Raw genomic sequence first — 23877 nt, 5'->3', positions numbered from 1 at the left:
GTCGATGAAAATCCTAGCCGGCGCATTGGCGATCGCCGCTTTCTTGGCGCAACCGGTAAGGGCGGGTGAGATCACCTTCGTGACGGAGGAATATGCTCCGTTCAACTACTCGGACAACGGGACGATCAAGGGCATCGCCGTCGAGCAGGTTCATCAGATTGCCGCGGCGGTCGGCCTCTCCTACCGGATCGAAATCATGCCATGGGCGCGTGCGATTGCTTTGGCGGAGCGGCAGCCGGATCATTGCGTCTTTACCACCGGTCACAATCGCGCGCGCGACGAGAAATTTCGCTGGGTCGAGCCGCTGCTGAAAGATCAGATGGTGATGGTCAGACACAAGGGCAGCGATGCCGCGACCACGGCGCCGGGCGCTCTACACCGGTTGCGGGTGGGTGCTCAACGCGGTGATTTCGCCGTGGAAGCGTTACAGAAGCACGGCTTCACCGACATCGACCTCGCCGCCGACATTTCGATCTCGCTGGGTAAGCTGAAGAGCGGACGCATCGATCTGATGCCGACCTCCGTCAAGACCTATGAGAAGATGCTCAAGGATGGACAGCCGATCGAAAAGGCGATGCTGCTCGACGGACAAATCTACGGCATCGCCTGCCACAGGGCCATGGCGCCGGAGACCATTGCGGCCATGCAAAGGACGCTCGACGAGCTCATCGCCAGCGGCAAACAGGACGCCATTTTTGCGGCATACGGACTGCCGCCGAATGCGCGCACCGCTTCGCGCTGACCGCCAATGCGGCAATAAGGGTTGACATCGCCCGCGATTGGCTGTGGGACAAACCCAAGAACACAAGCCACGACGCGAGCGCTTCCCATGCTGATCATCGCAGGCCTCGGCAATCCCGGACCGAAATATGCCGCCAACCGCCACAATATCGGATTCATGGCGGTTGACGCCATTCACCGCAAGAATCCCTTCTCGCCCTGGTCGAAGAAGTTCAAGGGAGAAATCTCCGAGGGTGAGATCGGTGGGGAGAAGGTTCTGCTGATCAAGCCGCAGACCTTCATGAACCTCTCCGGCGAATCCGTCGGCGATGCGATGCGCTTTTACAAGCTGGCGCCGAAGGACATCGTCGCGATCTACGACGAGCTTGATCTGGCGCCCGGCAAGGCGCGCATCAAGGTGGGCGGCGGCCATGGCGGCCACAACGGGGTCAAGTCGCTCGATGCCCATTGCGGCAAGGACTACCGCCGCCTGCGGCTCGGCATCGGCCATCCGGGCGTCAAGGAACTGGTGCACAACCACGTGCTCGGCGACTTCGCCAAGGCGGATCACACCTGGCTCGATCCGCTGCTGGACGAACTGGGGCTTAATGCCGACATGCTGGTGCGGGGCGAGGATTCGCAGCTGATGAACAAGCTGGCGCTCGCCGTCGGCGACACTGCGGAAGACGAACCGAAGGCGGAAAAGAAGCCAGCCGGCCAGTCGCATATCCGCGCCGTCCGCAACCATGCCCAGCCCAAGGCGCTGCCGGCAAGCGGCCCGATGGCGGAGATGCTGAAGAAGTTGTTGGGCAAGGCGGATTGAATCCCGACAGAACACGCGACGTCCGTCATGGCGGACCGTGCGCGCCGACAATTCCTTCCGCAGGCTGTCGGAGCAAGGCCGAGAGCGACGTTTCTATCCTTCCGGCTCGGTTGTGAACAGCAACGGAAAACCAGCCTCCTTCGCCAGATCCACCGCCTCCGTCGCCTTGGTTTCGGCGATGTCGCGGGCGCAGACGACCACGACACAGGTGCCCATCTTGTGGGCCGTCATCATGACCCGATAGCCGGCATCCTCCGACATGCGAAAGACGGCGCGCAAGACGAGGATGACGAACTCGCGCGGCGTGTAGTCATCGTTGATGAGGATGACCTTGTAGAGCCGCGGGCGCTGCAGCTTCGCCGCCGCTTTCGGGCTGACTGCGGTATCCTTGTTGCTCATCGGAGGGTCCTCTCCTGATGATCGGCGTTCATGGCCTGGCAGACCCATTTTGCTACGCGAACTCCGAAGCGGCAAGTGCGCCGGGGCCCCTTTGCTTCGGCGCATCCACACCGCGCCTGTCGGATGCTTTCCCAGCCCGCAGGCTTGACCATCCCTCGCCCTTCCCCCATAGCGGGGGCAAAGATTTCCAAGACACGGACGGACCAATCCATGGGTTTCAAATGCGGTATCGTCGGGCTGCCCAACGTCGGCAAGTCCACCCTGTTCAACGCGCTGACGAAGACGGCCGCCGCCCAGGCGGCGAACTATCCCTTCTGCACCATCGAGCCGAACACCGGCGAAGTCGCCGTGCCCGATCCGCGCATGCAAAAACTCGCCGAGATCGCGGGCTCCAAGGAAATCATCCCGACGCGCATCTCCTTCGTCGACATCGCAGGGCTTGTGCGCGGGGCATCGAAGGGTGAAGGCCTCGGCAATAAGTTCCTCGCCAACATCCGCGAAGTCGACGCGGTGGTGCATGTGCTGCGCTGCTTCGAAGATGATGATATCACCCATGTCGAGGGCCGCATCAATCCGGTGGGGGATGCCGACACGATCGAGACCGAGCTGATGCTCGCCGACCTCGAAAGCCTGGAGCGCCGCGTCGAGCAGACCCGCAAGCGCGCCACCGGCAAGGACAAGGATTCGATCGCGCAGCTGCCGGTCATGGAAGCCGTGATCAAGCTGTTGAACGAGGGCAAGCCGGCCCGTCTCCTGCTGAAGACGCTGGCACCGGAAGAGATCGACATCCTGAAGGGCCTCAACCTTCTGACGTCGCATCCGGTTCTCTATGTGTGCAACGTCGCCGAGGCCGACGCCTCGACCGGCAACAAGCATACCGAAGCCGTCGCCGCCATGGCCAAGGAGCAGGGCGCCGAATGCGTCATCATTTCGGCTGCGATCGAATCCGAGGTCGCCCAGCTTCCGGAAGAGGAAGCGGCGGAATTTCTGTCGGCACTCGGCCTTGCGGAGGCCGGCCTCGACCGCCTGATCCGCGCCGGCTACCATCTGCTCGACCTCATCACCTATTTCACCGTTGGCCCGAAGGAAACGCGCGCCTGGACCATCGTGCGCGGCACCAAGGCACCGCAGGCCGCCGGCGTGATCCACACTGATTTCGAACGCGGCTTCATCCGCGCCTTCACCATCTCCTATGACGACTACATCGCCTACAAGGGCGAAGTCGGCGCCAAGGAAGCCGGCAAGGGCCGCGACGAAGGCAAGGAATACGTCGTCCAGGACGGCGATGTGATCCACTTCCGCTTCAACACATAAGCAGGCGCCGGAGAGCATCGCATGGCCAAACTCGTGTTCGCCGACTTTCCGGTCGGACGGCGGTTCGATTTTCCCAGCCGCACGCTGACGGCGGACGAGATCGTCGCCTTTGCCAGCGAGTTCGACCCGCAGCCGATGCATATCGACGAGGCCGCCGGCCGGGCCAGCATCCTCGGCGGGCTTTCAGCCTCTGGATGGCATACGAGCGCCATCATGATGCGCATGCTCTGCGACAGCTACATCGACAGGACCGCAGCAGAAGGTTCACCAGGCGTCGAGAGCATGGAGTGGCGCAAGCCGGTGCTGGCCGGAGACACGCTTTCCGGACACGTCACGGTCACCGAAGCGCGCCTGTCGCGCTCGCGGCCCGAGATCGGCATCGTCCGCTTCGTCGCGGAGGTGACGAACCAGCGCGGCGAAACGGTCGCCGTCTGCGACTATGCCAACATGATCCGCGTCGAGGCAGAGGAGATGATGCATGCGCCTGGCTGAGCTTCATCCCGCCAATGAGAAGATCATCCTCGGCTCGCATCATTTCGACGCAGACGCGATCATCCGTTACGCCCGGCAATTCGACCCGCAACCCTTCCATGTCGATGCTGATGCGGCCAGGCACTCGCTGTTCGGCGGACTTTGCGCCTCCGGCTGGCACACCTGCGCCGGCTGGATGAAGACCTTCGTGGCGTTCTGGAGCGCCGAATATATTCGCTTGAAGTCCGCAGGCATGGTTCCGCCGGAACTCGGTCCCTCCGCCGGTTTCCGCAAGCTGCGCTGGTTCCGGCCGGTCTTTGCCGGCGACACGATAACCTACTCGGTGACGCTGCTCACGTCGCGACCACTGGCCTCACGCCCCGGACGACTGATCAACATGATCCTCTGCGAAGGTGAAAACCAGCACGGCGACCCGGTCGTCAGCTTCGAGAGCACGGTCCTGGAATTCGTCTGAGCCGTTTTCGGGCTACGGACGAAGTCTCGGCTGCTCATTTCCTCGAGCAGCATACAATTTGCTCCGTCATGCCGGACCTGATCCGCATCCAGTGCGCTCAAGTCCTTGAGCGCAAGACACTTCTTTGCGCCGCAGACGCGGCGCTGCTGGATCCCGGCTAAAGCCGGGATGATGGAACGAGGGCGCTGACCACAGACCTGAAGTTTTCCAGCGAGCGGGAGCGACGCACGTTCCCTCAGTGCCCAGCATAGGCGACGAGCGTGCGGACCTCGACGCCGAGATCCTCCAGCTTCATCCGGCCGCCGAGGTCCGGCAGGTCGATGACGAAGCAGGCGGCAACGATGTCGGCGCCGAGCTGGCGCAAAAGATTGACCGCCGCGACGGCCGTACCGCCGGTGGCAATCAGGTCGTCGACGAGGATAACCTTGTCACTCGGCTTCAACGCATCCTTGTGCACTTCCATCTCGTCCACGCCGTACTCCAGACTATAGGCGATGCGCACGGTCTCGCGCGGCAGCTTGCCCTTCTTGCGAATGGGAATGAAGCCGCTCGAGAGCTGGTGCGCCATCGCCCCGCCGAGAATGAAGCCGCGCGCCTCGACGCCGGCGACCTGGGCGACGCCCATGCCCGCGTAGGGATCAACCAGTTCGTCGACGGCCCGCCGGAACGCGCGGGGACTGCCCAGCAGCGTCGTGATATCGCGGAAGATGATTCCCGCTTTCGGATAGTCCGGAATGTTGCGGATCGCCGCGATCAATTCGTCGTGGAGCGTGGTCATGTGCAGGTTCCGTATGGCGGATCAGGAAAAAGAGATGGGCAATGGTGGCCGATTGCAAGAGGGATTCGTCGGCGCATCAAAAAAGGCGGCACGGGGCCGCCTTCTTTGCGTTTTGGTGGAACCGCTCAGTGTTCCTTGTTCGCGTAGACCGACTTCTTCGTCAGGTAGATCAGGCCGGTAAAGATCATCAGGAAGACCATGACCATGAAGCCCGTGCGCTTGCGCGCCTCCAGGTGCGGCTCCGCGGCCCACATCAGGAACGCCGAGACGTCGTGCGCGTATTGGTCGACCGTCTGCGGCGAGCCATCGTCGTAGGTGACCTGGTCGTCGGAGAGCGGATTGGCCATGGCCAGCGTGGCCGAGTTCGCGAAGTACGGGTTGTAGTGCGTGCCTTCGGCAACTTCGACGCCTTCCGGCGGGTCCTGGTAGCCAGTCAGCAGCGAGTAGATGTAGTCCGGCCCGCCCTCCTGGTACTGGGTGAAGATGTCGAAGACGAACTGCGGGAAGCCGCGGGTGATGCCGCGGGCCTTCGCGATCAGCGAGAAGTCCGGCGGCGCCGCACCGTTGTTGGCAGCCGCTGCTGCCTCGTGGTTCGGGAACGGTGACGGGAAGTAGTCGGACGCAACGGCCTTGCGGGTGAACATCTCACCGTCGGCGTTCGGTCCGTCCTGAACTTCGTAATTCGCGGCGAAGGCCTTCACCTGGGCTTCCGAGTAACCGAGGTCCTCCAGCGTGCGGAAGGCGACCAGGTTCATCGAGTGACAGGCGGCGCAGACTTCGGTGTAGACCTTCAGGCCGCGCTGCAGCTGGCCCTTGTCGTACTTGCCGAACGGGCCGGCGAAAGACCAATCCTGTTCGCGCGGCTTGTTGATCGGATAGTGCGGGGTGGCGTGCTCCGCCGCCGCACCGCCGGCAGCGGCCGGATTTTCCTGTGCGGTGGCGATCGATGCGCCGAGGCCGGCGACGACTGCGAGCGACAGAATGCTTGCAAGAAGCTTTTTCATTTTGTTCGGTTTCCTTTCGTCGCGTCGCGATCAGGCCTTGGCCAGCTTTGCGTTGGCGTTCTTCTGTTCCAGAACCGCTTCCGTGATGGAGTTCGGAATGCGCTTCGGGGTCTCGATCAGGCCGAGGACCGGCATGATGACGAGGAAGAAACCGAAGTAGTAGAGCGTGCCGAGCTGCGAAAGGATGACGTAGATGCCTTCTGCGGGCATGGCGCCGAGCCAGCCAAGCATGATGGCGTTGGCGACGAAGACCCAGAAGAACAGCTTGTACCACGGACGGTAGACGGCCGAGCGGACCTTCGAGGTGTCGAGCCAGGGCAGGAAGAACAGGATGATGATCGAGCCGAACATCACCAGAACGCCGCCGAGCTTGGAGTCGATCGGGCCGACGTTGAAGGTGATCGCGCGCAGCATCGCGTAGAACGGCAGGTAGTACCATTCCGGAACGATGTGAGCCGGGGTCTTCAGCGGGTCAGCCGGGATGTAGTTGTCCGGGTGGCCGAGGTAGTTCGGCATGTAGAAGACGAACCAGGCGAAGACGATCAGGAACACCGACACGCCGAACGCGTCCTTCATCGTCGCATAGGGCGTGAAGGGAACGGTGTCGGTCTTGGACTTCACCTCGACACCGGTCGGGTTGGTCTGCCCGGTGACGTGCAGCGCCCAGATGTGCAGGACGACGACGCCGGCGATCATGAACGGCAGCAGGTAGTGCAGCGAGAAGAAGCGGTTCAGCGTCGGCTGATCGACGGCGAAGCCGCCAAGCAGGAACTGCTGGATCCACTCGCCCACCAGCGGGAAGGCCGAGAAGAAGCCGGTGATAACGGTCGCGCCCCAGAAGGACATCTGGCCCCAAGGCAGAACGTAGCCCATGAAGCCGGTCGCCATCATCAGCAGGTAGATGACAACGCCGAGAATCCAGAGGATTTCGCGCGGCGCCTTGTAGGAGCCGTAGTAGAGACCGCGGGCGATGTGCAGATAGACGGCGATGAAGAAGAACGACGCACCGTTGGCGTGCATGTAGCGCAGCAGCCAGCCGTTGTTGACGTCGCGCATGATCTTCTCGACCGAATTGAAGGCCTCGCCGGTGCTGGCGACATAGTGCATTGCAAGGACGATGCCGGTCAGGATCTGCGCAATCAGCATCACCGAGAGCATTGCACCGAAGGTGTAGGCGTAGTTCAGGTTGCGCGGCACCGGATAGGAGATGAAGCTGTCATGGATCATCCGCGGCAGCGGCAGGCGCGAGTCGACCCATTTCTCGATGCCGGTCGTCGGCTGGTAGGTGGAATGTTCAGCACTCATAATCAGTATTCCCCTCAACCGATCTTGATGACTGTATCTGACACGAAGGAGAAGGTCGGCACGTGCAGGTTCTCCGGCGCCGGACCCTTGCGGATGCGGCCGGCCGTGTCGTAGTGCGAGCCGTGGCAGGGACAGAACCAGCCGCCGAAATCGCCGGCCTGACCGAGCGGCACGCAGCCGAGGTGGGTGCACGAGCCGATCATCACGATCCAGTTTTCCTTGCCCTCGCCGGCGGAGCGCTCAAGGTCGGTGGCTTCCGCATCGGCCGGAACGTTCGCGTTGCGCGCGTTCAGGTCCTTCAGCTCGGCAAGCGGAACGGCCTTGGCTTCTTCCACTTCCTTGTCGGTGCGGTTGCGGATGAAGATCGGCTTGCCGCGCCACTTGGCCGTCAGCGACATGCCCGGCTCAAGACTGGAAACATCGACTTCGATCGACGCAAGCGCGAGCGTCGAAGCATCCGGACGCATCTGATCGATGAACGGCCAGGCGACCGCGGCCGCGCCGACCACCCCGGCCATTCCCGTCGTAATGTAAAGAAAATCGCGGCGCGTGGGTTCGCCCGCGGTCCCGCTTGTTGTGTCGTGTTCGCTCACGGCCTGACCATCCTCTCACGCAAAGTCTGCGGTTACCGCACTGACCCCATGGAACCGAAAATCCGGACACAATGCGGCCATAGATTCCCCGCCAATCGGGCGCGTTCTAAGCTCGAACGCAACTTATGTCCAGTCTTGGCAAGCGCAGGTGGGCACATTGTCGCGGGAAAAGCCAGTGCTGTGATTTCATTGCCGAAGCTGACAATGCCGTAGCTGGCGGGGCGAACGCCCGCGGAGTGGTCTACATTGCGGCTCGTCTATTCCGCCGCCTGATCGCGCGCAAGGAAACCGCCCGACTGGCGCGCCCAGAGCTCGGCGTAGATGCCACGCCGCGCCACGAGTTCGGCATGGGTCCCCTGCTCGACGATCCGACCGCGGTCCATGACGACAAGCCGGTCGAGTGCGGCGATCGTGGAGAGGCGGTGCGCAATGGCAAGCACGGTCTTGCCGCGCATCAGCTTCTCCAGGTTCGACTGGATGGCTGCCTCCACCTCCGAGTCGAGGGCGGACGTCGCCTCGTCGAGCACGAGGATGGGCGCATCCTTGAGCATCACCCGCGCGATAGCAATCCGCTGTCGCTGGCCACCGGACAGCTTCACGCCGCGCTCGCCGACATGGGCGTCGTAACCCTTCCGCCCCCGCTGGTCTTCCAGACGCTGGATGAACTCGCTGGCCTCGGCGCGGTCGGCGGCAGCAATCACCTCGGCTTGGCTCGCGTCCGCCTTGCCGAACAGGATGTTGTCCCGAATCGAACGGTGCAGCAGCGCGGTGTCCTGGCTCACCATGCCGATGTTGGCACGCAGGCTTTCCTGCGTCACTGCGGCAATATCCTGGCCACCGACAAGAATACGGCCACCCTCCAGGTCGTAGAAGCGGAGCAGCAGGTTGACGAGAGTCGACTTGCCCGCCCCCGAACGGCCGACGATGCCCACCTTCTCGCCCGGGCGGATGGTCAGCGAAAGATCGTCGATCACCCCTGACTGTCGCCCATAGTGGAAGCGGATGTGCTCGAAGCGGACTTCAGGGCTTGTCATCACAAGGGGCCGGGCACCCGGCCGGTCAACGAGACCGATCGGCTGCGAGATCAGCTCGGCGGAATTCTGGATCGTTCCGATGTTGCGCATGATGCTGTTGAGCTGGGTCATCAGCCGGTTGAGCAGGAAATTGAGCCGCAGCACCAGCGCCATGGTAAAGGCAACTGCGCCCGCGCTGATCATGGAGGCCAGCCACAGGTGGATGCACAGCACCGCCATGCTGACGATCATGATCCCCGACAGCAGACCCAGGGAGGCGCGAACCCCCGTCAGGAAGCGCGTAAAGCGCAGGATCGTCGCCTGATAGGTCTCGAAGCCCTGCAGCATGTAGCGATCGTTGACGTCGTCGCGGCCGAAAAGCTTCAGCGTCTGAATGTTCGAATAGGCGTCGACCATGCGGCCATTCAGCATGGACGCCGCTTCCGCGGATTCCTTGGAATGGTAACGGATGCGCGGCACGAAGAACCGCGCCAGCAGCGCGAAGATGCCGATCCAGACGCAGACGACGGCGGCCAGCCGTAGATCGAGCCCGCCGATCAACACCAGTGTCGAGGCGGCATAGATCATCACGAACCAGATGCTTTCCATGAAGGAGGTGATGACGTCACCGGTCGCCTGCCCGGATGACCAGACCTTGGTGACGATGCGTCCGGAAAAGTCATTCTGGAAGAAGGAAAGCGACTGGCGCGCGACATGCACATACGACTGCCAGCGAACGAGATTGTAGAAGCCCGGTGTGATGACCTGCTGGTCGAACAGCGCCATCAGGAAGGTGACGGCGAAACGAACGATGCCGATCAGAAACAGCATCGCGAGAAGTTCGTAGCCATGACCGGCAATCAGTCCGGACCAGCCATCGGCCGGGTTCACCGTACCCAGAATGTCGACGAGCCGGCCAACGAACCAGAAGGTCGCCGCCTCGATCGCCGCCGTCAATCCGCCAAGGATCATCAAGGCGATGAACGGCCCCGGCGCCTGGCGCACGTAGAACCAGATGAAGCCGATCAGGCCGGCGGGCGGGCGCAGACCCTCGCTGCGCGCAAAAGGCTTTATCCAGTTCTCGAAATAGGAAAAGATCGCGCGCAGAAGCATGGGCAAGATATAGGCCGATTCCCAAGGGCGGCAAATTAAAGTTCGGAACGGGACCGGTCCGCCTGGCGGACCGGTCCCGTTTATTATTCCGCCGCCGCTTCCGCCTTCTCGTCGTCGGCGATGAAGCCGCCGGACTGGCGGCTCCACAGATCGGCGTAGATGCCGCCGCGGGCGACGAGTTCGGCATGGGTGCCCATCTCGTGGATATGGCCCTTGTCGAGCACGACGAGGCGGTCCATCTCGGTCAGCGTCGACAGGCGATGGGCGATCGCGATCACCGTCTTGCCCTGCATCAGCGCAAACAGGTTCTCCTGGATCGCCGCCTCGACCTCGGAGTCGAGCGCCGATGTCGCTTCGTCGAGGATCAGGATCGGCGCGTCCTTGAGGAAGACGCGGGCGATCGCGATGCGCTGGCGCTGGCCGCCGGAGAGTTTGACGCCGCGCTCGCCGACCTGCGCGTCGAGGCCCCTGCGACCCTGCTGGTCGACGAGGTCTTCGATGAAGCTCCAGGCATTGGCGCGCTTGGCCGCCTCGATGATCTCGGCGTCCGTTGCCTCCGGCCGGCCGTAGGCGATGTTGTCGCGGATCGATCGGTGCAGGAGCGAGGTGTCCTGCGTGACGACGCCGATCTGGCTGCGCAGGCTGTCCTGCGTGACCTCGGAGATGTCCTGTCCGTCGATGGTGATCCGCCCCTTCTCCAGGTCGTAGAACCGCAAGAGCACGTTCATCATCGTCGTCTTGCCGGCGCCCGAGCGACCGACGAGGCCGATCTTCTCGCCCGCCTTGATCGACAGCGAAAGGTCTTCGATCACGCCCTTGTTGTTGCCGTAGTGGAAGCCGACGCGGTCGAACTCGATCGCGCCCTTCCTGGCAGCCAGCGGCGCGGCCTGCGGCGCATCGGTGATGTCGTGCGCCTTCGTCATCATGCCCATGCCGTCGTAGACGGTGCCGATGTTCTCGAACAGCGCCGTCACTTCCCACATCACCCACTGCGACATGCCGTTGATGCGCATGGAAAGCCCGACGGCGACCGCCACCGCACCGACCGTCACGTCGCCCGACATCCAGAAATAGATGCCGATGGCGGCAGTGAGGAACATCACCAGGACGTTGTTCACGTCGATCAGGATGTTGAAGCGCGTGATCAGGCGCATCTGCTTGTGCACGGTCTGCAGGAACTCGTCCATGCCTTCGCGGGCATAAGTCTCCTCCCGGCCGGCATGGGAGAAGAGCTTCACGGTGGCAATGTTGGTGTAGCTGTCGACGATCCGGCCCGTCATCATCGAGCGCGCATCCGCCTGCTCGCGCGAAACCACCATCAGCTTCGGCACGAAATAGCGCAGGATGCTCACGTAGACGACGAACCAAACCAGCAGCGGCACGACGAGACGCAGGTCCGCCGAGGCGATGATCGCGATCATCGAGACGAAGTAGCTCACCACATAGATGAAGACGTCGATGATCTTCATGACGGTCTCGCGCACGGCGAGCGCCGTCTGCATCACCTTCGTCGAGACGCGGCCGGCGAACTCGTTGGCGAAGAAGGTCATGCTCTGGCGGATCAGGTAGCGGTGCATCTGCCAGCGGGCGATCATCGGGAAATTGCCTGCCAGCGCCTGGTGCATCGTCATCGTGTGCAGCGCCCCGAAGACCGGAATGAGCACGAGCAGGAGCACGGCCATCCAGATCAGCGTTCCGCCCTCGCGGGCAAGGAACGTGTTCGGGTCACCGGCCGAGAGCCAGTCGACGATGTTGCCGAGGAACTGGAACAACAGCACTTCCGCGATCCCCAGCACCATGGAGCAGAAGCCGAGCACGAACAGCCACGGCGCGGCCGGCCGCGTATAGTGCCACAGAAAGGCGAGAATTCCCTTCGGCGGGAGCGTCGGCTCCTCGGAGGGATAAGGGTTCAGTCTGCGTTCGAACCAGCCGAACATGGTAGTCTTCTCCGAAATCTGCCCGGGTCGCGCGGCATGGCATTCGGAGGAGCGCCAGCCTGACAGGATGCCCGGGAGACCGCGAGGCGAGCGACGAAGCCCACGGTCGATTGAAAATTCAAGGTTGAAAAAGCGCTTGAGCGCCTAGGCGAGACGGTGCGTGTTGCCGTCAAGGAGGCGTGGTCGATATGCTGTGTCCATATGGAAGCCTCCCTGTTCTCGCGTTGAAGATGACGCTTGTTAGCGTGAAATGCGACATTTTGCCAGAGGAAACCGTCGGAAAGCGCACCATTGCCGGTCGCTGTTGCCAGATCGGCACAACCTGACCGGTCCGCTGCCGGCGGCAATGCCGCGACACCGGCCACTGCATGACGGCGGCGCCACGGCCCCGACCGGCGCATTGCGCGATCTTGATTTCGATTCCGATGCGCGGGTTTATGCGCTAAGGCGAAAGCCATGTCGCAACTCCGCATCGCCCTCTACCAACCCGACATCGCCGGCAACACCGGCACGATCCTGCGGCTCGCCGCCTGCCTCGGCATCGGCGTCGACATCATCGAGCCGGCCGGCTTCGACATCTCCGACCGCAGCCTGAGGCGGGCCGGCATGGATTATCTCGCCGCCGTGACGCTGACCCGGCACGTCACCTGGGAGCGCTTCGAGCAATGGCGCCAGGCCAGCGGCCGTCGGCTCATTCTCGCCTCGACCAAGGCAGCCTTGCCCTATGTCGACCTCGCCTACCGGCCTGACGACATAATGCTCTTCGGCCGGGAGAGCGCCGGCGTTCCCGACCCTGTGCACGACGCCGCCGATGCCCGCGTGCTGATCCCCATGATCGAGGGACAGCGCTCGATCAACGTCGCCATGTCGGCGGCGATGATCGCCGGCGAAGCCTTGCGGCAGACGGGTTTCGGATAAGCGCGAAGCCGCCCGCCAGGGTCGGCGCCGGGTTCTGCTTGGAAAAGACGATCGCCGTCGATGCCGCCTATTCGATCTTGCTGGCCAGCAGCTTGTCGATGCGGCGGCCGTCCATGTCCACGACCTCGAACTGCCAGCCCTGCGTCTGGACGACCTCACCCGTGACCGGAAGATGCTGGAGCAGATCGATGATGAGGCCGGCGGCGGTCTGGTAGCTTCGGTTGTCGGACAGCGACAGGCCGAGCTGGTCTGCCATTTCGTCGATCGGCATCGAACCGGAGATCAGCCAGGATCCGTCGGCGCGCCGCACGGCATAGTCGTCCGCCTCGCCTTCACCGACATCGGAACGGAACACGCCAGCGATCGCTTCCAGCACGTCGGCCGGCGTCAGCACCCCCTCGAAGTGGCCGTACTCGTCATGAACGAGCAGCATCGGCACATCGGAGGAGCGCAGCGCTTCGAGCACGCGCATCGCGTCCATGCTGTCGGGGATGACGGGCGCCTGGCGGATGTAGGTGCGAATGTCGAACGGCGCGCCGGACGAGGCCGCCGGCAGAAGCTCCTTCACCTGCAGGATGCCGATGATGGATTCGATGCCACCGTCGCCGACGGGAAGGCGCGAGTGCGGGCTTGCGAAGATCTGCCGGCGGATTTCGTCCCGATCGTCGCTAAGATCGATCCAGTCGACGTCCTTGCGCGGGGTCATCAAGCCCCGGGCTTCCCGGTCAGAGAAGCGCATCACGCCGGCGATCATGCTCTGCTCGCCGCTTTCGATGACGCCCGCGGCTTCCGCTTCCGCCATGACCGCCTTGATCTCTTCGTCAGTGACGACGCTTTCCGGTGCTTCGTGCAAGCCGAGCAGGCGAAAGATCACCCGTGTCGAGCCGTCCAGCAACCAGACGAACGGACCGCCCGCCTTGGAAAGCAGCAACATGGCGGGGGCGACCGCACAGGCAAAGCGCTCCGGATTGCGCAGGGCAACCTGCTTGGGCACAAGTTCGCCAACGACGACCGAAAGATAGGTGATGATCGTGATGACGATGCCGTAGCCGAGCGGTCCGGCGAACAAGCTCGACACGCCTGCATCACGCAGGATCTCACCCAGACGCACGCCAAGCGCAGCGCCGGAAACGGCACCGGCGAGAATGCCGACGAGCGTAATGCCGATCTGCACCGTGGACAGGAACCTGCCGGGGTGGTCGGCGAGGCGCATGGCCGCCTCGGCCCCTCGTTTTCCCTGCGCAGCGAGCGTCTTCAGGCGGATTTTTCGCGAGGAGACGATTGAGAGTTCGGAAAGGGCAAAGACCCCGTTGATGACGATAAGACCAAATGCAATCGCAAGCTCGAACAAGCGGCGTTCGCCGGACGCATTTCCCGAACCGGCACCTTTCTGTTGTTTCAGATGCGCCGCAAACTATTGGGCAACGCCTCCACGGTCAATGCAATCCTTGACGACCTGCGGCGATTCCCTGTCAGGAATTCGGGGAAGGCAAGAAGACAGACCGGTTGCACCCGCGCGGCTGCCTTCAATCCGCGCTCGGCAGCCGCCGCATGGTGAACTCGATCCGGTCGCCTTCGAGCGGGCGCCAGCTTTCCACCTCGGTCCAATAGGCGGCCTTCGGCCAGGTATCGAACCACTCGCGGGCCTTCTGGCGCGCAGCGCCGCGCTCGAGGCGATAGGTCTCGCGGATGAAGTGGCCCTTTTCCTGCGCGGGCCGGGCACGCCTGCTCTGTTCAATCCGCCGCCGCAGGCCATCGAGCGGCGGGGGGCCTGGAATACGCGCCATGCAGATGTCCTCCGGCAGCACATTCATGGCCTAAACATAGGATGTCGCCGGCGTTTTGGCGAGTCCTCCCGCCCCGGCGTCGCCGAGGCGACGGTTGCCAAGTGTGGCACAAAAATGGGAAGTGTGAGGAAAGCCGAATCGGCCGTAGAATGCGGCCCGACAATCAGGAACAGATCATGGAAAGACCGGACCTGCCGCAGGGCCTGCCGGATGACATCGAGCCCAAGAAGGCGCGCGCGCGCGCCTGGTTCGAGGCGTTGCGGGACCATCTGTGCGCGGCCTTCGAAACGCTCGAAGACGAGTTGCAGGGGCCCCTGAGCGATCGTGCGCCCGGCCGCTTCGTTGCGCGCGACTGGCAGCGCGACGGCGGCGACGGCGGCGGCGGCCGAATGTCGATGATGGAAGGCCGCGTCTTCGAGAAGGTCGGCATCCACACATCGACCGTCTTCGGCGAATTCTCGCCCGAATTCCGCGGACAGATACCGGGCGCGAGCGAAGACCCGCGTTTCTGGGCCTCCGGCATCTCGCTGATCGCCCATCCGGTCAATCCGAACGTTCCGACCGTGCACATGAACACGCGCATGGTGGTCACCACCAGCCACTGGTTCGGCGGCGGCGCGGACCTGACGCCGATGCTCGGCCGTCGTCGGCTGCAGACCGATCCCGACACGCTGCTGTTCCACCGGGCCATGGAGATCACCTGCACCCGGCATCCGGTCGCCGACTATCAGAAGTTCAAGACATGGTGTGACGAGTACTTCTTTCTGAAGCACCGAAACGAGCCGCGCGGCATCGGCGGCGTCTTTTACGATTGGCAGCATTCCCCGGAGGAGGCCGGCGGCTGGGAAGCCGATTTCGCCTTCACCCAGGACATCGGCAGGGCATTCGGGCTGGTCTATCCGAAGATCGTGCGCTCCAACTTCAACAACGGCTGGACCGAGGAAGACCGGGACGAACAGCTCATCCGGCGCGGCCGCTACGTCGAATTCAACCTGCTTTACGATCGCGGCACGATTTTCGGCCTGAAGACGGGCGGGAATGTCGAGTCGATCCTCTCGTCGCTCCCCCCGGTCGTCCGCTGGCCCTGACCCGATTTGTCGCAGGCCGGAGACGTCATCCGAATTCCGTACCGAAATTTTTCATGTTAGCATCTCCTTACGTATAAGCTGGAGGAGGGTTATCATGACGCATGCGACTGCCGGTGTGTCGAGTGACGCCGAGCACGGCCAACACAGCGCCGAATTCGTCATTCGGGTCGCCGAGAAAATGCGCCTCGAAAGCGGCAGCGACCTGCCGCGAGACTACTTTCTGCAACTGGCTCGCCGCCAACTTGCCGGCACCGGCTCCCCATCTCCGTCCAAGGATGCCAGGTACAAGTCGTCCGCCTGCTTCGACGCCTGGGCAAAGCCCGACAGCAAGGTCGACTGACGCGCCCGCAGGCGCACGTTATCGGCAATTCGGAACTGGGCGGATCAATCCGTCGTTCGAAGTTGTTGTGACGTGCTATGATCAAATTGCTTCGCGCAAACTAAGGTCCTCATGCATACGTCAAAACAAGGGAGACCCGCCATGAGACTGTTTGAATGCGGAACGCTTGTCCCCGGCTGTGAATGGCATACCCGCGCCGATAGCGACGCTGAAGTCGTGCGCCGCGTCATCGAGCACATGCGCGACACACATGGCGAGACGGTGATCCGCGAGAACATGGTCGAAAACATCAAGGCCCGGATCGTCGACGAACCGACGGTGGAGAGGGCCTGAAGCGGTCCATTGAGGCGCAGGCGTACCGGGCGAGCATGGGTAAGAGTGCGCGCCGGCCAGCCCCTACGTCGCGAGCGTTGCCAGCCGGGCAAGAAGGCTTGCCCGGTCGAGGTTGAAATTGCTTTCGACCCACTCGTTTTCCAACATCCTGAGGATGTCGCCCACCTGCTGGCCGGCTGCAACGCCAGCGGCCAGCACATCTGTGCCGGACAGCGGAAAGTCTGGCTTAGACCAGCGTTCGGCCCGCGCCAGCAACCGCTGGCAAAGGCCGCTGAAGGCCATGGCCTGCGGATCGGCTTCTGCCTTCGCGCGGGATGACGCCAAAGCCAGCTTCAGGCGAACGATAATCCCCTGCACCCCGCTGCGGTAGAGCATGCGGTCGAAGGTCGTCTCTGCAAGGGTGGCTGGAATTTCGGGCGCGCCGGCCCACTGGGCGAGATAGGCTGCCTCGGCGCGCGACAGCTTCAGGCGCGCCGCCAGTCCGGCAAGTCTTTCCGTATCCGGCGGCAGGATCGCGGCCAGCCGAAGCAACGGATCCGGCGCCCAACCGCAGGCGGTCTCGGCGGCGACCAGGGCGGGAACGGCATCAATGCCCCACTTTTCCGTTTCCGGCAGGATTTCGGTGAGCACGCCCGACTGGCGCATCCACAGAAGGGCGCGGAACGGATCGGGGGCGGAAAGAAGCTTCTTCGTCTCCGACCAGACGCGTTCGGCCGACAGGGAGGCGAGCTTTGCCTTGGCGCGGGCGCAGGCGCGAAGGCCGTCCGCATCCGGCCGGCCGCCGCCGTAGAAGGCGAAGAAGCGGAAGAAGCGGAGAATGCGCAGGTAGTCCTCGGCGATCCTCTGGTCCGCGTCGCCGATGAAACGCACGGTCCGCGTCTCGATATCGGCCAGGCCGCCGACGAGGTCGATCACCGTTCCGTCAGCCGTCGCATAGAGCGCGTTGATCGTGAGATCGCGCCGCTCGGCATCCTCCTGCCAGTTCGTGCCGAATGCCACCTGCGCACGCCGGCCGTCCGTTTCCACATCGCGGCGCAGCGTCGTCACCTCGAATGGGGTGCGCTCCACGACAAGCGTCACCGTGCCATGATCGATACCGGTCGGAACGGCCTTGACCCCGGCGGCCCCGGCACGCGCGATCACATCGGCGGGAACAAGGGTGGTGGCGATGTCGACGTCGCCCACCGGCATCCCTATCAGGCTGTTGCGCACGGCTCCGCCTGCGACCCGCGCCTCGCCGCCGTCTTCATTGAGCAGCGTCAGCACGCGCTGAAGCGCGGGGTCCTTGAACCAGGCCTGATCCGCGACCGATGTCATGCGTAGAGCCTTTCGTAGATCACCCGGACGATGCCCGCAGTGATGCCCCAGATATCTCGCCCCTCGTAGGGCATGCGATAGTAGTACCGCTCGCTGCCGAGCCAGACGCCGCTTCCCATCGCGTGATTGGCCGGATTCATCAGGAAGGACAGCGGCACCTCGAACACCTCGTCGACCTCGTCCGGATTGAGGTGCAGGGAAAAGCCGGGCTGCACCACCGCCAGAACCGGCGTGATGCGAAATCCGGACAGCGCCATGTAATCCGGAAGCCGCCCGACCGGCTCGATCAACCGGCGATCGAGCCCGATTTCTTCCTCAGCCTCGCGTGCGGCCGCCTCTTCCATGTCGCGGTCGGTCTCGTCCACCGCGCCGCCCGGAAAGGCGACCTGGCCCGAATGCTTGCGCAGCGAGGCGGTGCGCTGCGTGAAGATCACCCGCGCATCGTCACCGTCGTTGACCGCCGCGATCAGCACGGCGGCATCCTTCAGTTTCATGCCCTCGACATGCGGGATCGTCGTCGGATTGAGCTTTGCGTCCCCGTTCTCGCGCCAGTCCTCCGGATGCAGCGTCAGGGACTGCGCCATGGCGCGGCGACGGAACTCGGCGGCACTGTAGAGGGGAAAACTCATTGCGACAGCGTTTCCAGCTCGGCCGCCGGCATGATCGGGAACACGGCTCCGCCGGAGCGCACCGCAAACATCGGCATTCCATCGATGACGATCGTCTCGCCGAGTGCGACGATGTCGTACATCACCGGCCGCGATATCAGTGCCTCCAGCCGTCCGCGCACGTGAAGATACGGCTTCAATTCGTTGTTTTCGCCATGGATGACGAAACGCAAGGGATGCTCGGCTCCGGCCTCAACCACATCGCCGACATTGGTGCGGAAGGTGAGCGTCTGCGTCTCGCCCTTGCCCTGGCTATCCATCTCGACGGCCACGAAGGGGGCGTCGACGACCCGGATGCCGACCTTTTCCACAGGGGTTACGAGATAGGTCTTTCCATCCTCGTCGCGCCGCAGCACCGTGGAAAAGAGCCGCACGAGAGGCGCTCGGCCGATCGGCGTGCCCATGTAGAACCAGGTGCCGTCGGCGCGGATCTCCATGTCGATATCGCCGCAATCGGGCGGATTCCATCTGTCCACCGGCGGCAGGCCGCGGCTCTGCCCCTGGTCTGCGGCAGCGCGCGCAATCAGGGCCGCGAGGCCGGCCGGATCACTCGTCGCCTGAAATTCGCCTTTCGCCATTGTTCCGTCCCGGTTGCCCCCTATCTCATTCCCATGTCACGAGATAGTCATTTCATGGCCGCTTGTCAGCAGCGGGCCAGCCTATAAGCTCAATATTCGACCGGCGGCACCGCCGGACTGCAAATCTGGCATCTGGAGACGACCATGGGCGTCGCGAAATCCCCTGAAACGGGCCTGGACGAAAAAGCCGTCATCGCTGCGGCCGAGAACGCGCTTGCCGATATCGCGCTGGTGCGCAAGGAAGTCGGGAAGGTGATTTTCGGCCAGGAGAGCGTGGTCGAGCAGACCATGCTCGCCATTCTCTCCGGCGGCCATGCGCTGCTCGTCGGGGTACCGGGGCTGGCGAAGACGAAGCTCGTGGCGACGCTCGGCACTGTCCTCGGTCTCTCCTCGAGCCGCATCCAGTTCACCCCGGACCTGATGCCCTCCGACATCCTAGGCTCCGAAGTGATGGACCAGGACGACAACGGCAAGCGCTCCTTCCGCTTCGTCCCCGGCCCAATCTTCACGCAATTGCTGATGGCCGACGAGATCAATCGCGCCTCGCCGCGCACCCAATCGGCGCTCCTGCAGGCGATGCAGGAGTACCATGTCACGATCGCGGGTCGCGCCAACGACCTTCCGCGCCCCTTCCACGTGCTGGCAACCCAGAACCCGTTGGAACAGGAGGGCACCTATCCGCTGCCGGAAGCCCAGCTCGACCGCTTCCTGCTGCAGGTCGACGTGCACTACCCGGATCTTGCCGCCGAGCGGCGGATCCTGCTGGAGACGACCGGCACCGGCGAAGTGCAGGCCGGACAGGCGATCACAGGCGCGCGCCTGCAGGAGATCCAGACGCTGATCCGCCAGATGCCGATCGGCGAGACCGTGCTCGACGCGATCCTCTCGCTGGTCCGCTCGGCCCGTCCGGGCAACGGCAATGCCGCCACCGACAAGCAGGTCGCCTGGGGGCCGGGTCCCCGCGCCGGCCAGGCGCTGATGCTGTGCGCCCGCGCCCGCGCCCTCTATGACGGCCGGCTGGCGCCGTCGGTGGACGACGTGCTGGCGCTCGCCGAGCCTGTGCTGCAGCATCGCATGGCGCTGACCTTCTCCGCCCGTGCCGAAGGGATGTCCGTACGCGACGTCATTGCCTCGCTCGTCAACCAGGCCCGCGGCTGACGGGGAGCGCGCCATGCCTGCAATCGGCGAGATCGTCCGACGCACACCGACAGCCGAGGTCCTGTCGCGAGCGCAGGCGCGCGCGGCACTGATACCGGATTGCCTGGTGGAGGCCCGCCGTCTTGCCAACACCGTGATCGCCGGCTGGCATGGCCGCCGCAAGCGCGGAATCGGCGAAAACTTCTGGCAGTTCCGTCCCTATGTGACCGGCGAGAGCCTTGCCCGGATCGACTGGCGGCGCTCGGCCCGCGACGACCATACCTATGTGCGCGATCGCGAATGGGAGGCGGCGCACACGATCTGGCTCTGGGCCGATCTGTCGCCCTCGATGATGTACAAGTCGAGCTTCGGCGCGGTGTCGAAGGAAAGCCGCGCGCTGGTGGTGATGCTGGCGCTCGCCGAGATCCTCGCCCGCTCGGGCGAGCGCATCGGCTGCCCGGGTATCATGGAGCCGATCGCAGCCCGTAATGCGGCCGACCGGCTCGCGACCGCCCTTGCCCACAGCACACTCGCCGACGGTCTCCCCTCCACCGAGATGATCCGCGGCTCGAGCGACATCGTGCTGATCGGCGACTTCCTCGATCCGCCGGATGGGGTGATGGAGCGGCTCGCGCCGCTGGCCAAACGCGGCTTTCGCGGCCACGTGATCGAAATCGCTGATCCGGCCGAAGAGTTGTTCCCCTATACCGGCCGCACCGAGTTCACCGACCCTGAATCCGGGCAAAAGTTGACCGCCGGTCGCGCAGAGACGCTCAAGGACGACTACGCCCGCGCCTATCAGGCTCGGCGCGCCACGCTGGCCGACAACCTGCGCCATCTCGGCTGGAGCTTCGTCGTACACCGCACCGACCATCTCGCGTCCGAGGCGATCGTCGCTGCGCACATGTACCTCTCCGGTCTGCCGGCAATGCGCGCTGCCGGAGCACACCGATGAGCAGCCTCGTGTTCGCCTATCCGGCCGTCCTTGCCGCACTCGTGCTTCTGCCGGCGATCTGGTGGCTCTTGCGGCTGACCCCGCCAAGGCCCGTCGTCGAAGCCTTTCCGCCGTTTCGCATCCTCGCCTCGATCCTGAAGCGCGAGGAAACGCCGGCGCGAAGCCCATGGTGGCTGACGTTGCTGCGAATGCTGATGGCGGCGGCCGTCATTGTCGGGATCGCCGAGCCCGTGCTCAATCCGCGCGAAAACACGCTTTCGGCCGCGGGTCCGCTCGTGCTCGTCATCGACAACAGCTGGGCCACCGCCACCGACTGGCAGCGGCGTGTCGACACCGCATCCGCCCTGATCGACGATGCGGAGGCGCGCAACGTGCCCATCGCGATGGTGTTCACCGTCGAACGGCATCACGATGCCGTTCCGACCGACGCGGCAACGGCCCGCGCGCGGCTCGCCGCGACCCAGGCCCTCCCCTTGCCGGCAGATCGCGAATCTGCACTCGCGGCCCTGAAGACCGCGCTTGCAAGCACCCCGCCTGGCACGCTTGCCTTCCTTTCCGACGGAATTGCCAATGGTGATGCCGACGGCACGCTTTCAGTGTTGAAAGCATTGCAGCCGGCAAATCTGCGCCTGATCGAGGGGGACGGCAAAGGGACCGTCGCAATCACGGACGCCAACAACGACGCTGAAGCGCTGACGGTCACGGCAAGCCGTCTTTCGACGGGCGAGGCGCGAACGCTGGCACTCACCGCCCACGACACGCGCGGCCGGCCGATCGGCAACGGAACGCTCGCCTTCAAGGCCGGCGAAGCGACGGCGACCGGCAGCATTGCGGCGCCCTTCGAACTGCGCAACGAATTTGCCCACATCACCATCGACGGCCTGGCCTCGGCCGGCGCCACCTACCTTTTGGACGACGGCTTTCGGCGCCGGCGTGTCGCCCTTCTGAGCGGTGAAACACAGGACGCCAGCCAACCGCTGCTCTCGCCGCTGCACTACATCGAAAAGGCGCTGGCGCCCTATTCCGACCTGATCCGCCCCGGCGTTGCCGACCTCGCCACCGGTATTCCCGAGCTCCTCGAACAACGGCCATCGGTCGTGATCATGGCCGATATCGGCCGCTTGCCGGAGGAGGCCTACGCCCCGATGAACAAATGGCTGGAGGCGGGCGGCATGCTGATCCGTTTCGCCGGACCGCGTCTCGCCGCAGCGCCTGCCGATGACCCGCTGGTGCCGGTCATGCTCCGGAAGGGCGAGCGTGCGCTTGACGGCGCACTGTCCTGGTCGGAGCCGCAGCCGCTTGCCGACTATCCGGCGACGAGTCCCTTCGCCGGCCTGCCGCGCGCGGACGATGTGCTGGTCAAGCGCCAGGTGCTCGCCGAGCCGACGCCGGACCTTCCCGAGCGGACCTGGGCGAGCCTTGCTGATGGAACACCGCTCGTGACGACGGGAAAGGTCGGCGCCGGGCGGATCGTGCTTTTCCACGTCAGCGCCGAAACCGGCTGGTCGAACCTGCCGCTTTCGGGTGACTTCGTCGAAATGCTGCGGCGCACCGTGCAGCTTTCGCGCGGCGGCGGCGTGGCCGTGTCGGGCGAAACGCAGGGGCAGCGCCTGCCGCCGTTCCGGCTCCTGACCGCGGTCGGCACGCTGACCACCGATACCGGCGAAGCCAAACCGCTCGATCCCGCCATCGCAGGAAAGGGTGTGGCCACGGCAGACAATCCCCCCGGTCTCTACGGCGCGCAGGATGGGTTTGTCGCGCACAACCTGTTTCCGGCCGGCCAACGGCTGGCACCGCTTCCAACTGCGGCCGATCCGGCGATCGAGCGCGAGAACCTGATCGGCCAGCTGGCGAAGTCCCTCAAGCCGACGTTGTTCCTGATCGCGGCACTCCTGCTGATCGCCGACAGCCTGATCGTGCTGATCATGAGCGGTGCCTTCGCCCGCACCATCAGGCAGGCGCCGGCGCGCGCCGCCGCGCTTGCCATGCCCTGCGCGCTGTCATTGGCGCTGCTGGTCCTTTCGCCGGGATCGCCCCTTGCCGACGACACCAAGCCCGGCGACGATGCGCTGCTGGCGCGCCTGGATACGACCCATCTCGCCTATGTCGTCACCGGCGAAACTGATGTCGACCGCACCTCGGAACGCGGGCTCGCCGGCCTGACGGAATTTCTCACCTACCGGACGACGCTTGAACCCGGCGACCCGGTCGGCGTCGACATCGCGACCGACGAACTGGCTGTCTATCCCCTGCTCTACTGGCCGGTGAGCGCAAGCGCGGAAATGCCGACGCCCGCCGCCATCAGCCGCATCGACGCCTACATGCGCAACGGCGGCACCGTTTTGTTCGACACACGCGACCAGTTTTCCTCGATCGAAAACGCCAGCGAAGCCAGTCCCAACACGCAGCGGCTGCGCGCGATCCTGGCCGACCTCGACATTCCGCCGCTGGAGCCCGTGCCGGCCGACCACGTCCTGACAAAGGCGTTCTACCTCCTGACCAATTTTCCCGGCCGCTACGCCGGCAGCCCCCTGTGGGTCGAGGCGGAACTCGACCACAAGGAAGACCCGAACCGGCCCGCGCGCGCTGGCGACGGCGTCACCCCGATCATGATCACCGGCAACGACTTCGCCGGCGCCTGGGCGATCGATGACAACGGCATGCCGCTCCTGCCGACAGTCCCCCCCGACGAGGTGCAGCGCGAGCACGCGTTTCGTGCCGGGGTTAACATCATGATGTACATGCTGACCGGCAACTACAAGGCGGACCAGGTCCACGTGCCCGCGCTTCTCGAACGGCTGGGGCAGTGAC

General features: G+C 64.2%; 24 protein-coding genes. 12 read left to right on the top strand and 12 right to left on the bottom strand.

The genetic code is table 11. From position 1 onward, the window contains the following. Positions 1-4: 4 nt before the first annotated feature. Positions 5-742, top strand: coding sequence for a substrate-binding periplasmic protein (locus JNC62_RS18620; RefSeq protein ID WP_374840668.1), 738 nt, complete (start codon positions 5-7; stop codon positions 740-742). An 87-nt stretch (positions 743-829) separates the two neighbouring features. After that, on the top strand, positions 830-1543 hold the full coding sequence (gene pth / locus JNC62_RS18615; protein WP_374840666.1) for an aminoacyl-tRNA hydrolase: 714 nt from the start codon (positions 830-832) through the stop codon (positions 1541-1543). 93 nt (positions 1544-1636) lie between these two features. Here the strand turns inward: pth and clpS are convergent, their stop codons facing one another. Beyond that, positions 1637-1942 carry an ATP-dependent Clp protease adapter ClpS gene (gene clpS / locus JNC62_RS18610; protein ID WP_374840664.1) on the bottom strand — a complete coding sequence of 102 codons (306 nt, stop codon included), beginning with the start codon at positions 1940-1942 and terminating at the stop codon, positions 1637-1639. A gap of 210 nt (positions 1943-2152) precedes the next feature. Between clpS and ychF the strand changes: the two genes are divergently transcribed. Genes ychF through JNC62_RS18595 form a run of 3 tightly spaced genes read left to right on the top strand, consistent with a single transcriptional unit; the run spans position 2153 to position 4202 of the window. Continuing rightward, on the top strand, positions 2153-3256 hold the full coding sequence (ychF, locus tag JNC62_RS18605) for a redox-regulated ATPase YchF (protein WP_374840662.1): 1104 nt from the start codon (positions 2153-2155) through the stop codon (positions 3254-3256). Positions 3257-3277: 21 nt separating this feature from the next. Beyond that, a complete protein-coding gene (locus JNC62_RS18600; protein ID WP_374840660.1) occupies positions 3278-3748 on the top strand; it encodes a MaoC family dehydratase in 471 nt (156 codons plus the stop codon). Continuing rightward, the gene (locus JNC62_RS18595) at positions 3735-4202 is read left to right on the top strand and encodes a MaoC family dehydratase (protein ID WP_374840658.1); all 468 of its coding nucleotides are present in this window, start codon (positions 3735-3737) and stop codon (positions 4200-4202) included. The genes JNC62_RS18600 and JNC62_RS18595 overlap by 14 nt, the downstream gene beginning before the upstream one ends. Before the next feature lie 235 nt (positions 4203-4437). Here JNC62_RS18595 and JNC62_RS18590 read toward each other — a convergent pair whose 3' ends face one another. From JNC62_RS18590 to JNC62_RS18565, 6 genes are all read right to left on the bottom strand, one after another. After that, a complete protein-coding gene (locus JNC62_RS18590) occupies positions 4438-4980 on the bottom strand; it encodes an adenine phosphoribosyltransferase (RefSeq protein ID WP_374840656.1) in 543 nt (180 codons plus the stop codon). Positions 4981-5105: 125 nt separating this feature from the next. Further along, on the bottom strand, positions 5106-5984 hold the full coding sequence (locus JNC62_RS18585) for a cytochrome c1 (protein ID WP_374840654.1): 879 nt from the start codon (positions 5982-5984) through the stop codon (positions 5106-5108). Between the two features lie 30 nt (positions 5985-6014). After that, complete coding sequence (locus JNC62_RS18580; protein ID WP_374840652.1) at positions 6015-7289, bottom strand: cytochrome b; 1275 nt, start codon at positions 7287-7289, stop codon at positions 6015-6017. Positions 7290-7303: 14 nt separating this feature from the next. Continuing rightward, positions 7304-7882 (bottom strand): ubiquinol-cytochrome c reductase iron-sulfur subunit, encoded by a 579-nt coding sequence (petA, locus tag JNC62_RS18575; RefSeq protein ID WP_374840650.1) that lies wholly within the window; start codon positions 7880-7882, stop codon positions 7304-7306. A 257-nt stretch (positions 7883-8139) separates the two neighbouring features. Then, positions 8140-10008 carry an ABC transporter ATP-binding protein gene (locus JNC62_RS18570; protein ID WP_374840798.1) on the bottom strand — a complete coding sequence of 623 codons (1869 nt, stop codon included), beginning with the start codon at positions 10006-10008 and terminating at the stop codon, positions 8140-8142. Between the two features lie 83 nt (positions 10009-10091). Then, positions 10092-11945, bottom strand: a complete 1854-nt coding sequence (locus JNC62_RS18565) for an ABC transporter ATP-binding protein (protein WP_374840648.1) — start codon at positions 11943-11945, stop codon at positions 10092-10094. A 456-nt stretch (positions 11946-12401) separates the two neighbouring features. Here JNC62_RS18565 and JNC62_RS18560 point away from each other — a divergent pair, with 456 nt between their 5' ends. After that, a complete protein-coding gene (locus JNC62_RS18560) occupies positions 12402-12863 on the top strand; it encodes a tRNA (cytidine(34)-2'-O)-methyltransferase (RefSeq protein ID WP_374840646.1) in 462 nt (153 codons plus the stop codon). A gap of 67 nt (positions 12864-12930) precedes the next feature. On the opposite strand, the gene JNC62_RS18555 is transcribed toward JNC62_RS18560, so the two are convergent. Both JNC62_RS18555 and JNC62_RS18550 read right to left on the bottom strand, forming a co-directional pair. Next, a complete protein-coding gene (locus JNC62_RS18555) occupies positions 12931-14214 on the bottom strand; it encodes a hemolysin family protein (protein WP_374840644.1) in 1284 nt (427 codons plus the stop codon). 175 nt (positions 14215-14389) lie between these two features. Beyond that, entirely contained in the window at positions 14390-14650 is a 261-nt protein-coding gene (locus JNC62_RS18550; protein WP_374840643.1) for a hypothetical protein, read from the bottom strand. Positions 14651-14826: 176 nt separating this feature from the next. Here JNC62_RS18550 and hemF point away from each other — a divergent pair, with 176 nt between their 5' ends. From hemF to JNC62_RS18535, 3 genes are all read left to right on the top strand, one after another. Further along, a complete protein-coding gene (gene hemF / locus JNC62_RS18545) occupies positions 14827-15738 on the top strand; it encodes an oxygen-dependent coproporphyrinogen oxidase (RefSeq protein WP_374840641.1) in 912 nt (303 codons plus the stop codon). A 94-nt stretch (positions 15739-15832) separates the two neighbouring features. After that, complete coding sequence (locus JNC62_RS18540) at positions 15833-16078, top strand: hypothetical protein (RefSeq protein WP_374840639.1); 246 nt, start codon at positions 15833-15835, stop codon at positions 16076-16078. Positions 16079-16219: 141 nt separating this feature from the next. Then, on the top strand, positions 16220-16411 hold the full coding sequence (locus JNC62_RS18535) for a DUF1059 domain-containing protein (protein WP_374840637.1): 192 nt from the start codon (positions 16220-16222) through the stop codon (positions 16409-16411). 63 nt (positions 16412-16474) lie between these two features. Here the strand turns inward: JNC62_RS18535 and JNC62_RS18530 are convergent, their stop codons facing one another. Genes JNC62_RS18530 through JNC62_RS18520 form a run of 3 tightly spaced genes read right to left on the bottom strand, consistent with a single transcriptional unit; the run spans position 16475 to position 18974 of the window. After that, positions 16475-17728 carry a CCA tRNA nucleotidyltransferase gene (locus JNC62_RS18530; protein WP_374840635.1) on the bottom strand — a complete coding sequence of 418 codons (1254 nt, stop codon included), beginning with the start codon at positions 17726-17728 and terminating at the stop codon, positions 16475-16477. Continuing rightward, positions 17725-18357 (bottom strand): NUDIX hydrolase, encoded by a 633-nt coding sequence (locus tag JNC62_RS18525; RefSeq protein ID WP_374840633.1) that lies wholly within the window; start codon positions 18355-18357, stop codon positions 17725-17727. Before JNC62_RS18525 ends, JNC62_RS18530 begins: the two co-directional genes overlap by 4 nt. Next, entirely contained in the window at positions 18354-18974 is a 621-nt protein-coding gene (locus JNC62_RS18520) for a DUF1285 domain-containing protein (RefSeq protein ID WP_374840631.1), read from the bottom strand. Before JNC62_RS18520 ends, JNC62_RS18525 begins: the two co-directional genes overlap by 4 nt. A 144-nt stretch (positions 18975-19118) precedes the next feature. On the opposite strand from JNC62_RS18520, the gene JNC62_RS18515 reads away from it, so the two are divergent. Genes JNC62_RS18515 through JNC62_RS18505 form a run of 3 tightly spaced genes read left to right on the top strand, consistent with a single transcriptional unit; the run spans position 19119 to position 23876 of the window. Continuing rightward, entirely contained in the window at positions 19119-20132 is a 1014-nt protein-coding gene (locus tag JNC62_RS18515) for an AAA family ATPase (protein ID WP_374840629.1), read from the top strand. Between the two features lie 13 nt (positions 20133-20145). After that, positions 20146-21066, top strand: a complete 921-nt coding sequence (locus JNC62_RS18510) for a DUF58 domain-containing protein (RefSeq protein ID WP_374840628.1) — start codon at positions 20146-20148, stop codon at positions 21064-21066. Beyond that, on the top strand, positions 21063-23876 hold the full coding sequence (locus JNC62_RS18505; protein ID WP_374840626.1) for a DUF4159 domain-containing protein: 2814 nt from the start codon (positions 21063-21065) through the stop codon (positions 23874-23876). Before JNC62_RS18510 ends, JNC62_RS18505 begins: the two co-directional genes overlap by 4 nt. Position 23877: the final 1 nt, after the last annotated feature.

It is taken from the genome of Mycoplana ramosa (assembly GCF_041930185.1).
GTDB lineage: Bacteria > Pseudomonadota > Alphaproteobacteria > Rhizobiales > Rhizobiaceae > Mycoplana > Mycoplana ramosa.
Note: the sequence above shows the minus strand (reverse complement) of the source record. Positions and strands in the feature narration are given on the sequence as shown.